Genomic DNA, 11,948 nt, shown 5'->3' with positions numbered 1-11,948 from the left:
ACCACGGCAAGAAATTCGCCGTGATCGTCAACGAGTTCGGCGAGACCGGCATCGATGGCGACCTCGTCGTCGGCGCCGACGAGGAAGTCTTCGAGATGAACAATGGCTGCATCTGCTGCACGGTGCGCGGCGACCTGATCCGCATCCTCGACGGGCTGATGAAGCGCAAGGGCAAGTTCGACGCGATCATCGTCGAGACCACGGGCCTCGCCGATCCGGCACCGGTGGCGCAGACCTTCTTCGTCGACCAGGATGTCGGCGATGCCACCAAGCTCGACGCCGTCGTCACCGTCACCGATGCCAAATGGCTGAAGGACCGGCTGAAGGATGCCCCCGAGGCGAAGAACCAGATCGCCTTCGCCGACGTCATCATCCTCAACAAGACCGACCTCGTCACCGAGGCCGAGCTTACCGAGGTCGAGAGCGCGATCCGCGCCATCAACCCCTATGCCAAGCTGCACCGGACGACGCGCTGCGAATTGCCGATCGCCGACCTGCTCGACCGCAACGCCTTCGACCTCGACCGCATCCTCGACATCGAGCCCGACTTCCTCGAGGCCGGCCATCACCACCACCATGCGGAGGAGATCCGCTCGATGTCGTTCACGATCCCCGGCGATGTCGACCCGAACAAGTTCATGCCGTGGATCAACGACCTCAGCCAGGCGCAGGGGCCGAACATCCTGCGCTCCAAGGGCATTCTCGCCTTCAAGGACGAGCCGCGGCGCTTCGTCTTCCAGGGCGTGCACATGATCCTCGACGGCGATCTGCAGCGCGATTGGAAGGATGGCGAGAAGCGGCAGTCGCGGCTCGTCTTCATCGGGCGCGATCTCGACGAGAGTGCCTTGCGAGAGGGGTTCATGGCCTGCGCGGCTTGAGCGCCTCGTCATTCCGGGGCGGTCGCGCAGCGGCCGAGCCCGGAACCGATGAATATTTGACTTGCCGGACCGTGCGATCGTCGCGCCGACTGAAGGCGCGCCGTGGTCATGGGTTCCGGGCTCATCGCTGCGCGCTGCCCCGGAATGACGGCATCGCGCATGGCTGGATTGTTTGCTAGACCGCCACCATGGACAGCATCACCAAACCCGTCTCGCTGCGCGAGCATGTCGTTCCCGTCGAAGCCGGCGAGCATGTCGTCGCCGCGGCGTGGCTGAAGCAGACCCTGGCGCTGGCGCTCGCCGACGGCCGGGTGCTGCGCTGGCGCGACGGGCAGACCGAAAGCCTCGCGGTCCACCGCGGCGGCATCCTCAGCGCCTGCTCCGATGGCGAGCGGCTGGTCAGCAGCGGCGATGACGGCCGCGTCGTCGCGACCGGAGCCGAGGGCGAGCCGAGCGAGCTCGCGGCCGACCCGAAGCGGCGCTGGATCGACACGGTGACCCTGTCGGCCTCCGGCAGCATCGCCTGGAACACCGGACGTACCGTCCATGCCCGCGACGACAAGGGCAAGATCAAGTCGCTCGACGTCGCCTCGACGCCGCAGGGGCTGGTCTTCGCGCCAAAAGGCTACCGGCTCGCCATCGGCCAGATGAACGGCGTGTCGCTCTGGTATCCGAACACCGAGGCGAAGCCGGAACTCCTCGAATGGAAGGGCTCGCATATCGACGTCGCCTGGTCGCCGGACGGGCGCTTCGTCGTCTCCTCGATGCAGGAGAACGCGCTGCATGGCTGGCGGCTCGGCGACAAGCCGACCCATATGCGGATGACCGGCTACCCGGCCAAGCCGCGCTCGCTGTCCTGGTCGCATGACGGGCTCTGGCTCGCCTCGAGCGGGGCGGACGCCGCGATCGTCTGGCCCTTCCAGGGCGAGGGGCCGACCGGCAAGGCGCCGCGCGAATGCGGCGCACGCCATGCCAAGGTCACCCGCGTCGCCTTCCATCCGAAGGCGCTGGTGCTGGCCGTCGGTTATGATGATGGCTGCATCCTGATGATCCGCCTCGTCGACGCGTCGGAGCTGCTGGTCCGGGCGGCGCAGCGTGGCAGCGCCATCACCGCCTTCGCCTGGGACAAGCTCGGCAAGCGGCTCGCCTTCGGCACCGAGGACGGGGCTGCGGGCGTGCTGACGCTGCCGGCCGGCTGAGCGCCGTCATGCGCTTCGGCCTGTTCGGCAAAGGCAAGCGCGAGGCCGGCGAAGCCGAAGCGGCGGCCTCGATCAAGCAGCAGGTCCGCACGCTGCTCGGCCTGCCGGAGAACGCAGCGGTCGCGGTCAACGAGATCCTCTGCGCCGACCCGGCTTGTCCGGGCACCGAGACGGTGATCCTGGTGATGAATCCGGGCGAGAAGACCAAGGCGTTCAAGGTGCAGATGGCGCTGGCGGAACTGACGCCGGAAGCGCTGGCGGAGGCGCTAGAGCCGGATCCGATCGGATTGAATCGATCTGATCGGAACGGGCTCTGACGGCCTGAGGCGGATCGCCGCCGCCATGGGCTGTCAGGAGTGCGAGCGCGGACGCCTTAACCTTCGACTGCTGCATCGCTAGCTTTACCCCGATGGCGACTCGACCGCGGAAAATCCCCCAGCTCAGCAAGGCGCAGGCCCGCGGCATCTGGCTGCGAGCCCAGCGCCTCGACACCGGCGAGCCCTTCGGCGCCGGCGGGCCGGAGGCAACGGAGGCCGCCGTCGCGCATCTCGGCTATGTCCAGATCGACACGATCAACGTGATCGAGCGCTGCCACCATCACATCCTCTACAACCGCATCCCGGCCTACCGGCGCGCCGACCTGCAGCAGGCGCAGTCGCGGGACAAGTCGGTGCTCGAATACTGGACGCATGCGCTGTCTTATGTGCCGGCGGCCGACATCCGGTATTTCCTGCCGGCGATGAAGCTGCATCGCGCCGAGCCGAGGCGCTGGTCTTCGGTCGGCAATCGCGAGGAGACGCGCAAGCTCTTGAGCCGCATCCGCAAGGAGGGCGCGCTCACCATTCGCGATATCGACACCGATGTGCTGATCGAGAAGGCGCATCTCTGGGCCAGCAAGAAGCCCTCGAAGGGCCTGCTCGAACGGGCCTTCTATGACGGCGAACTGGTGATCGCCGCCCGCTCCGGCATGCTCAAGACCTATGAGCTGATGGACCGGCATTTCGGCTGGGAGAAGCGTCCCGCGCCGGCCTCGGAGCGCCAGGTCGTCGCCTACAAGCTCGACCGCGCCCTGCGCGCGCAAGGCATCGTCAGCCTCGATTCGATCTGCCATCTCGACGCACCCAGCAAGAAGGCCATCGCCGGGCTCATCGCCGCCCGGGTGAAGCGCAAGGAACTGGTGCCGGTCATGATCGAAGGCGCCGAGAAGCTGCCGCATTGGGCGCTGCCGGAGGTCCTGGAGCCGGCCGGGCTGCCGGACGAAGACCTCGTCCATATCCTCTCGCCCTTCGATCCGCTGGTCATCCAGCGCAAGCGATTGAAGCTGATCTTCGGCTACGAGCACGCATTCGAGGCCTATCTGCCGAAGGAGAAGCGCGTCTTCGGCTATTTTTCCCTGCCGGTGCTGGCCGGCGACCGGATCGTCGCCGTCGCCGATCTCAAGACCGACCGGGCGGCGCGCAAGCTGCTGGTGCAGCAATGGACATGGCTCGAGCCCGCGCCTTCTGCGGCATTGCGGCAGAGGATCGACGAGGAGATGCAGCGCTTCGAGCGCTTCCAGTTGGGTTGAGCCGAGCCACCCCGTCGCGGCGCTCCGCGCAATACGGAACCGCAATACGGAATCATTGTCGCGAACCCGCGCGCCTCAGTTCGGCCTCGGCCAGCGGAAATCGTCGGCCCGGCCCGGCTTCGGCTCGGGCGCGACGCCGTCTCCGAAGATGCGGTCGAGCTGGATGGCGGCATCGCCGCGGCCGCGGGCATCCTGGATCGAGGCCAGAAGCGCCGTCTCGCCGCCGGCCGGCGCGGCGCCGGTGAGCGGCAGGATCGGCCCCGCCAGCGGCCTTGCCGGCAGCACCGGGACGAAGGCGAAATCCTCCGGCCGGCCGCTGACCATGCGGTCGATCAGCCGCTCGACCGCGCCGGGTTGCTGCTCGGCGCCCTCACCCTGCCCGGTCGGCAGGGCGATGACGTTCTCGCTGGGCGTGCGGTCGAGGATGCGCCGGATGATGACGTCGACGAAATGGGCGGCCTTGCGTGCGCCGGCCTTGGTGAAATGGACACCGTCGCCGAGGCGCAGCCGCGTGGTCTGGCCGTCCACGTCCGGCCCCATCGCGCTGTAGCGGTTCTCGGCGTCGAGATAGGGGGTCCAGAGATCGACGAACTGGCCGCCTCCGGCCTCGACGCCCTTGCGGAACAGGTCGTTCAGCACGGTGAGGTCGGCCGAAAGCCGGGTGTTCTGCATCGGCGGCGCGCCGGCCCAGATCAGCGGGATGCGCTTTGCCGCAAAAGCTGCGCTGACCGTCTCGATCCGTGACTTGTAGATCTGTAGCCAGCGCTCGCTCAGCGGCTCATGCGTGACCTCGCCCTCGCGGATCGCCTGGCGGTCGTTGGGGCCCAGCGAGATGACGCCGACCATGACCTTCGGGTCGGCCGCCAGCAACTCCACGACCGCCTTCGGCCAGTCGTAGAAATCCGTCCGCACCAGGCCGCTATCGGCCTTGGCCTTGCGCTGGACCGCGACATCGGCGCGATCGCCCAGGCTGTCGGCGAGGCCGATGGCGATCTGGTCGGCGAGCGTGTCGCCCACCACCAGCACATGATGGTTGACGTCCACCTTGGGGATGACCGGGTCGTCGCGGACCATCTGGGGCGGCCGGCGCCGGGTCTGCGGCGGCGCCGGCCGTGTACGCTGCCGCGGCTGGACCGAAGATCGCTCCGGCACCTGCCAGAACAGGGAGAAGAGGCTGCGGCCGCGCTGCGGCTCGCTTTGGGCGAAAGTCGAGGGACCGCCGGTGAGCAGCAGCAGCCCGGAGGCCGCGAGAACCATGGCGAAGGAGCGTAGACGCATCGCTCGGCTACCCAGCGTCGGTCATTTCCGGCCGTTCAAGAGCAGGATGCGAAAAAGTGGAAACCGGTTTTTCGCAAGAATCCTGCTCTAACTCTTTGGCGAGAGACGGATTCAGATGTCAGATGGGATCATTCCATGATTCCATCTGACATCATCCGGCTCAAGGTAGCCGAAATCGCGGCGGGAGTCAGCGTGCCGCCTTCATCCGCGCCAGCAGGACCGGCGTCGGCCAGCCATCGGCGAGCATGCCGGCGCGCAGCTGATATTGCCGCACCGCCTCGCGGGTGCCGGTGCCGATGCGGCCATCGGTGTCCTGCGTGTAGAGGCCCAGCCTCTTCAGCCGCCGCTGGACATCGGTGACGCCGGTCTTGTCGAGCCGTGGCGCGCTGGTCGGCCAGGCGGCCTGCAGGGCCGGCCGCCCCATGATCCGGTCGCCGAGATGGCCGACGGCGAGGGCATAGGCGTCGGAGGAATTGTATTTCTTGATGACGTCGAAATTGGCGGTCAGCAGCAAGGCCGGGCCGGTATGGCCGGCGGGGTAGAACAGGCGCGCCTCGCCCGAGGAGGGCAGCGCGCCGCCATCGGCGCGGCGAACGCCGGCGGCCCGGAAGGCGGAGAAGCTGCCGCGATGGAGGCTGTGATCGAAACCCTCCGGCACGGCGACCTCCAGGCCCCAGGGCAGGCCCGGCACCCAGCCATAGCCCTTGAGATAGTTGGCGGTCGAGGCGATGGCGTCGCTCGGCGAGGTCCAGATGTCGGCATGGCCGTCGCCGGTATGGTCGACGGCGTATTTCAGATAGCTCGACGGCATGAACTGGGTGTGGCCCATGGCCCCGGCCCAGGAGCCGCGCAGTTCGCTGCGCTCGACATGGCCCTTCTCGATCAGCTCGAGCGCCGTCAGCAGTTCGTCGCGGAAGAAGTCGCCGCGATAGCGGAGCTCGGCGAGCGTCGCGAGCGAGCGAATGATGTCCTTGCCGCCCTTGAACGAGCCGTAATTGGTCTCCATGCCCCAGATTCCGAGCACGATCTCCTTCGGCACGCCATAGCGCGATTCGACCTGCGCCAGCACGCCGGCATGCTCGCCGGCGACCTCGCGGCCGCGGCCGATCCGGCCGCCGCCGACAGCGCTGTTGAGATAGCTCCAGATCGGCGCGACGAATTCCGACTGCTTGCGCGTCAGCGCGGCGATCGAGGGGTCGGGCGTGACGCCCTCGAAGGCGAGGTCGAAGGTCCGGCGCGAGATGCCGCGCGCCTGGGCCAGCGGCCAGAGCGTCTTCAGGAAGCCGTCGAAGCCGATCGCGGCGGCGGCCGGTCGCGCCGGCGGTTTCGGGGCCTGGGCGCGCGCCGGGTTGATCGAGCCCGTCGTTTGCGCGAGGGCGGGCCCCAGGCCCAGCACGGCGGCGATGGCGAAGGCGGAAAGGCGGCGCATGTCGGTTCCCTGGCACGGTCGCTGGACGGGCTTTCCCGACACAGCGCCTGAACGAGGTTAACCATGGGTTAACGCCGCGCCAATCTGCGTCGTTCAGCTCGCGTTGCGCTTGCGCAGGCTCTCCTCCCAGGCCAGCGCCTGGGTGACGATCTGCGTCAGGTCGTCATGTTGCGGTTGCCAGCCGAGTTCGGCCCGGATGCGGTCGGCCTTGGCGACGAGCGCGGCCGGGTCGCCGGCCCGCCTCGGCGAGAGCCGGACCGGGAAATCGACGCCGGAGACCGCCTTGACCACCTCGACGACCTCCTTGACCGAATAGCCGCGGCCATAGCCGCAGTTCAGCGTCAGGCTCGCCCCGCCGGCGCGCAGATGGTCGAGCGCCGAAAGATGGGCGCGGGCGAGGTCGGTGACGTGGATGTAGTCGCGGATGCCGGTGCCGTCCGGCGTCGGGTAGTCGGTGCCGAAGATCTCCATCCCGGCCCGCTGGCCGAGCGCCGCCTGGCTCGCGACCTTGATGAGATGGGTGGCGGTGGGCGAGGACTGGCCGGAACGGCCCCTGGGGTCGGCGCCGGCGACGTTGAAATAGCGCAGGGCGACATAGGACAGGTCATGGGCGTGGGCGGTGTCGGCGAGCATCCACTCGCTCATCAGCTTGGAGCGGCCATAGGGGTTGATCGGGTTGAGCGCGATCTCCTCGGGCACCGGCGAGACCGGCGGCTCGCCATAGACGGCCGCGGTCGAGGAGAAGATCACGTGCCTGACGCCGCCGCGCACCGCGCTCTCGAGCAGGGCTCGCGTCTTTACGGTGTTGTTGAGGTAATAGCCGAGCGGATCGGAGACCGAATCCGGCACGACGATCCTGGCGGCGAAATGCGCGATCTCGGTTATGCCGTGCTCGGCGATGGTGCGCTCGACCAGGCCCTGGTCGCCCATGTCGCCCTTGACGAAGACCGCTTCGGGCGGCACCGCCCACCAGAAGCCGGTCGAAAGATCGTCGAGCACCACGACCTTCTCGCCGCGGTCGAGCAGCTCCAGCACCATATGGCTACCGATATAGCCGGCGCCGCCCGAAACCAGAATCGCCATCGTCTTCTCCCTGTCGTCGTCGCAGCATAGAACGCGATTGCGCTCGTCTGGGCCAGCCCGCATCCGCCATCTCCGGCGGCCGGGCGAATCGGCGGCAGGAGAGCCGGCAAAAGCGACGATCCGGCGACGGTCCGCGGGCGATTTCCGGTCGAGGGCATTGACGTTCCGGCAAGGCGCGACTGGTATCGATCTTGGGGAGCGGCCCGCCTTTCGCCAGAATTGCGCGACAGCTTCCGGGGCCGGCGTTGAATGGGGCGAAGCCGGATCCTCCGAAGCCCTCCAGAAATCTAGCAGGCGCGCGCCGCAGGGCGCGCGAGATGGATGCGCATGAGCAAGAAGATCCGCAAGGCAGTGTTTCCGGTCGCAGGGTTGGGCACGCGTTTCCTGCCCGCCACCAAGGCGATCCCGAAGGAGATGCTGACCATCGTCGACCGGCCGGTCGTCCAGCATGTGGTCGACGAGGCGCGCGCCGCCGGGATCGAGCATTTCGTCTTCGTCACCGGCCGCAACAAGGGCGTGATCGAGGACCATTTCGACATGGCCTACGAGCTCGACGACACGCTGGCCAAGCGCGGCAAGACCAAGGAGCTCGAGGCGCTGAAGCAGGACCTGCCGGCTGCGGGGGCGACGAGCTTCACCCGCCAGCAGGCGCCGCTCGGCCTCGGCCACGCCGTCTGGTGCGCCCGCGACATCATCGGCGACGAGCCCTTCGCGCTGCTGCTGCCCGACATGCTGCACCACACCGGCGGCAAAGGCTGCCTCGCCGAGATGATCGAGGCCCATGCGGAGCATGGCGGCAACCATATCGCGGTGGCGCCGGTGCCCGAGGACCAGACCCATCAATACGGCATCGTTGGCGTTCACGACGCCAAGGCCAAGGTCTCGCAGGTCACCGGCATGGTCGAGAAGCCGCCCAAGGGCACGGCGCCGTCCAACCTGCACATCACCGGCCGCTACATCCTGCAGCCGACGATCTTCGACCTGCTCGCCAAGCAGGAGAAGGGCGCCGGCGGCGAGATCCAGCTCACCGATTCGATGATCGCGCTGGCCAAGCTCGAGAAATTCTTCGCGGTGCGCTTCGACGGCGACATCTACGACACCGGCTCGAAGATCGGCTTCCTCACCGCCAATCTCGCCTATGCGCTGGAGCGCGGCGATCTCGGCCCGCAACTGCGCGAGGAGATCGGGCGGCTGCTGGGGCGGTAGGGCTGGCGTCATTCCCGGGCGAAGCGAAGCGCAGACCCGGGAATCTCAGGCCGGAAGAGGATTTCCCCAGAGCGAGCCCGGTCTGCAAGAGATGCTCGGGTCGAGCCCGAGCATGACGCCCGGAGACCTCAGAACTGCACCCGCAGCCCGACCTGCGCGACGTTCGCGGTGTAGTCCGAGCCGACCGCGGTCGAGTTCAGGCGCTCATGGGTGAAGCTGGCGCGGACCGAGAAGGTCCGGGTCAGCTTGTAGTCGAGCCTGGCGCCGATGGTGGAGAAGTCCTCGCGCAGGCCCTGGCCTTCATAGATGGTGCGGCCGAAGGTGGTGAAGCCGGTGACGGTCAGGTTGCGGCGCAGCGCATGCGCCACTTCCAGGCTGACGCGCCGCACCGTGGTGCCGCTCGAGCCGGCGATCGTCGTGTCGCCGAGCTCCGAGGTGCCGCGCAGGGTGACCGTGGTCAGCGGCGTCGGCGTCCACAGGATCGCCGCGTCGCCGACGACGCCGCGCAGGTTCTTCAGCCGGGCATCCTCATAGCCGCGATCCTGATAGCCGACCGAGACCTCGCCGGTGAGCATGCGGCTGATCTCGAAGGTCGAGCCGATGCGGGCGGTGTAGCCGTCGGAGGAGCGCATGTAGCCGCTCGAATCGACCTTCTCGTCGAATTGCCGCGTGTCGACCTCGCCCTGCACGAAGGGCTTGAAGCCGGGCGTGACCTCATAGGCGGCGCGCAGCCGCAGGGCGTATTGCGTCTGGTTGCGGTCGGCCTGGCTGAGTTCCTGGCCGTTGGTCAGCTCGGCATCCTCGTAATCCTGCCGGTCGACCGAGCCGCGCAGGGTGAGTTGCAGCCGGTTGATGTCGTGGGTGACGCCGGCCGAGGCGCCATAGGCCCAGGTGATCGGCCGGCCCTCCACCGCGGCGGTGAGGTCTGGCGAGCCGGGGCGCTGGGTGTCGAGACGCAGCCGCGATTCGAGCAGGATGCGGGTGTCGCGCGTCGCGTCGAGGCGCAGCGACATGTTGCCTTCGGCGTCCGGGCGCGAGGCGTTGTCGTCGCGGAAATAATGGCTGTAGCCGCCGCGCAGCATGCCGGTCAGCTCGTGCACGTTCCAGTCGGACTGGACGCCGAGCTCGCCTTCGGTGCGGCTGAAGAACGAGCCCTTGCTCGGGCCGGAGACGCGCGAGGGATTGCTGTCATAGCCGACCGAGCCGGTGATCGCCGGGCGCAGCGTCACGGCGCCGAGGCGCAGGCCGAGCGGCGCGTAAGGGTCTTCCTCCAGCGCCCGCCGGCGGGGCTGCGGCGGGGGCGGAGCGGGCGGCGGCAGGCCGGTCACGTCCGGCTGCGGCGCGCGGAACTGGCGCTGGGTCACGCCATGGACGGAGGGGGCCTGAATCGGCCGTCCGGCGCGCGGCGGCTGGCGCCGCGAAATCGCACCCTCCTGGCGCTGGATCAGCGCCGCGGGGTCGCCGATCGCCTCGGGGATGGCGGAGGCGTTGCGGGTCGCCTCGGCGTCCTCGGGCGGCTTCGGCTGCGCCACATATTGCGGCGTGCCGGTGCGCAGGCCGGAGGAACGCGCCCGCTGCGCCGGTTCGGCCTGCATCTGCGCCAGGCCGGCTTGCGGCCAGGCCAGCAGCCCGGCCGCGCCGCAACAGCCCGCGACGCCGGCCAGCCGGCAGATCTTGGCGAAACGGGTCACGGGCGAAACGACGCTCCGGCACAGGCAGGACAGAGCGCACCGGGATGGCGCGCATGGTTAACGGAGTTAGAACGAAGAGGGTTAATGCCCCGTCAACGCTCGCCGGGGCGGTGGCCAGCCGGGCTTTCGTCGTGCTAGACGCCCGCCATGACCGCGACCATCAGCGCCTCGGCGCTCCGTACCATCGCCACCGAACGCGCCGGCCTGGATGCGCTCCATGCCGCCATCGGCAACGGGCTCGCCGCGCCCTTCGCCGCCGCCGTCGAGATGATCCGCGCCGCATCCGGCCGGGTCATCGTCACCGGCATGGGCAAGTCGGGCCATGTCGGCCGCAAGATCGCGGCGACCCTGGCCTCGACCGGCACGCCCTCGCATTTCGTCCATCCGGCCGAGGCGAGCCATGGCGATCTCGGCATGATCCAGCCGGAGGATGTGGTGATCGCGCTGTCCTGGTCGGGCGAGACGGCCGAGCTTGCGGCCATCGTCGGCCATACGCGGCGCTTCCGCGTCGGGCTGGTCGGCTTCACCTCCAATGCCGACAGCGCGCTCGGGCGCGAGGCGGATGTCGCGCTGATCCTGCCCAAGGCCGAGGAGGCCTGCCCGAACGGGCTGGCGCCCACCACCTCGACGACGATGCAGATGGCGCTGGGCGATGCGCTCGCCGTCGCCTTGCTCGAGGCGCGCGGCTTCTCGCGCCAGGATTTCTATGTCTACCATCCCGGCGGCAAGCTCGGAGCCCAGCTCAAGACCGTCGCCAGCATCATGCATCAGGGCGAGAGCCTGCCGATCGTGGGCGCGACGGCGGCGATGGCCGATGTCGTCGAGATGATCTCGGCCAAGAGCTTCGGCTGCGCCATCGTCGTCGACGCCGAAGGCAAGCTCGCCGGCATCGTCACCGATGGCGATCTGCGCCGCAAACTCGGCGCCGGCTGGGGCGGGCGGCTGGCGCGCGACGTGATGACGGCCGATCCGCGCCGGATCGCGCCGGACGCGCTGGCGGTCGAGGCGCTGGAGATGGTCAACCGGCTGCGGGTGACGGCGCTGATCGTCGCCGATGCCGAAGGTCGCCCGGTCGGCCTCGTGCATGTGCACGATTTGCTGAATCTCGGCGTCGCCTAGCTGTCGCGCAAAGCCTGCCGCAGCGCCTTGCCGGCGAAGCTCATGAAGGCCCTGACCTTGGCGGCGTAGCGCAGGTCCGGATGGGTCAGGAGCCAGACCTCCGAGCGCAGCTCCGGCACCGGCGGAGAGATCCGCCTGAGCCCGAATAGCGGATCGTCGCCGAGATAGGCCGGCAGCAGGGCATGGGCGCCCGAGCGCGCCGCGAGCGCGGCGCCGAGGATGAGATTGACCGAGGCGATCCGGGCCGTCTGCGGCACATGCTCGTCGAGCCAGCGCGCCGCCGGCGTTTGCGCGATCTCGCCGGAAAGGCCGATCCAGCCGCCCGCGGCCACCAGTGCGGCCAGGCTCGCGGGCACCGCCGCGCCATGTGAATAGACGGCGTAGTCGAAGCTGCCGAGCTTGCTGCCGATCAGGGTTTCCGGTGGCGCCCGCGTCGGGCGGATCGCGATGTCGGCCTCGTTGCGGCCCATATCGGCCATGGCGCTGGAAATATCGAGC

Annotated in this window: 11 protein-coding genes; 6 read left to right on the top strand and 5 right to left on the bottom strand. The window is 68.7% G+C overall.

The features are described from left to right. From V6M56_RS00820 to V6M56_RS00805, 4 genes are all read left to right on the top strand, one after another. Positions 1-878: CobW family GTP-binding protein (locus tag V6M56_RS00820; protein WP_332680668.1), on the top strand; the 878-nt coding region annotated here is incomplete at its 5' end. Positions 879-1,066: 188 nt separating this feature from the next. Beyond that, complete coding sequence (locus V6M56_RS00815; RefSeq protein ID WP_332680667.1) at positions 1,067-2,077, top strand: WD40 repeat domain-containing protein; 1,011 nt, start codon at positions 1,067-1,069, stop codon at positions 2,075-2,077. Between the two features lie 8 nt (positions 2,078-2,085). Then, positions 2,086-2,394 carry a hypothetical protein gene (locus V6M56_RS00810; RefSeq protein ID WP_332680666.1) on the top strand — a complete coding sequence of 103 codons (309 nt, stop codon included), beginning with the start codon at positions 2,086-2,088 and terminating at the stop codon, positions 2,392-2,394. Positions 2,395-2,486: 92 nt separating this feature from the next. Next, on the top strand, positions 2,487-3,644 hold the full coding sequence (locus V6M56_RS00805; RefSeq protein ID WP_332680665.1) for a winged helix-turn-helix domain-containing protein: 1,158 nt from the start codon (positions 2,487-2,489) through the stop codon (positions 3,642-3,644). 75 nt (positions 3,645-3,719) lie between these two features. On the opposite strand, the gene V6M56_RS00800 is transcribed toward V6M56_RS00805, so the two are convergent. The 3 genes from V6M56_RS00800 to galE all read right to left on the bottom strand — a co-directional run bounded on the left by V6M56_RS00800 (position 3,720) and on the right by galE (position 7,434). Further along, entirely contained in the window at positions 3,720-4,922 is a 1,203-nt protein-coding gene (locus V6M56_RS00800; RefSeq protein WP_332680664.1) for an SGNH/GDSL hydrolase family protein, read from the bottom strand. 187 nt (positions 4,923-5,109) lie between these two features. Further along, entirely contained in the window at positions 5,110-6,351 is a 1,242-nt protein-coding gene (locus V6M56_RS00795) for a lytic murein transglycosylase (RefSeq protein WP_332680663.1), read from the bottom strand. Between the two features lie 93 nt (positions 6,352-6,444). Continuing rightward, on the bottom strand, positions 6,445-7,434 hold the full coding sequence (galE, locus tag V6M56_RS00790; RefSeq protein ID WP_332680662.1) for a UDP-glucose 4-epimerase GalE: 990 nt from the start codon (positions 7,432-7,434) through the stop codon (positions 6,445-6,447). 327 nt (positions 7,435-7,761) lie between these two features. On the opposite strand from galE, the gene V6M56_RS00785 reads away from it, so the two are divergent. Further along, positions 7,762-8,640: a UTP--glucose-1-phosphate uridylyltransferase gene (locus V6M56_RS00785; protein WP_332680661.1), complete on the top strand. Its 879-nt coding sequence runs from the start codon at positions 7,762-7,764 to the stop codon at positions 8,638-8,640. Positions 8,641-8,768: 128 nt separating this feature from the next. Here V6M56_RS00785 and V6M56_RS00780 read toward each other — a convergent pair whose 3' ends face one another. Continuing rightward, complete coding sequence (locus V6M56_RS00780) at positions 8,769-10,331, bottom strand: outer membrane beta-barrel protein (RefSeq protein WP_332680660.1); 1,563 nt, start codon at positions 10,329-10,331, stop codon at positions 8,769-8,771. Positions 10,332-10,478: 147 nt separating this feature from the next. Between V6M56_RS00780 and V6M56_RS00775 the strand changes: the two genes are divergently transcribed. Then, positions 10,479-11,450, top strand: a complete 972-nt coding sequence (locus V6M56_RS00775) for a KpsF/GutQ family sugar-phosphate isomerase (protein ID WP_332680659.1) — start codon at positions 10,479-10,481, stop codon at positions 11,448-11,450. Here V6M56_RS00775 and V6M56_RS00770 read toward each other — a convergent pair. Then, on the bottom strand, positions 11,447-11,948 hold a 502-nt coding region (locus V6M56_RS00770), incomplete at its 5' end, for a LysR substrate-binding domain-containing protein (RefSeq protein WP_465247575.1). The two genes, V6M56_RS00775 and V6M56_RS00770, sit on opposite strands and share 4 nt — an antisense overlap.

The organism is Allobosea sp. (genome assembly GCF_036675845.1).
Taxonomy (GTDB): domain Bacteria; phylum Pseudomonadota; class Alphaproteobacteria; order Rhizobiales; family Beijerinckiaceae; genus Allobosea.
Note: the sequence above shows the minus strand (reverse complement) of the source record. Positions and strands in the feature narration are given on the sequence as shown.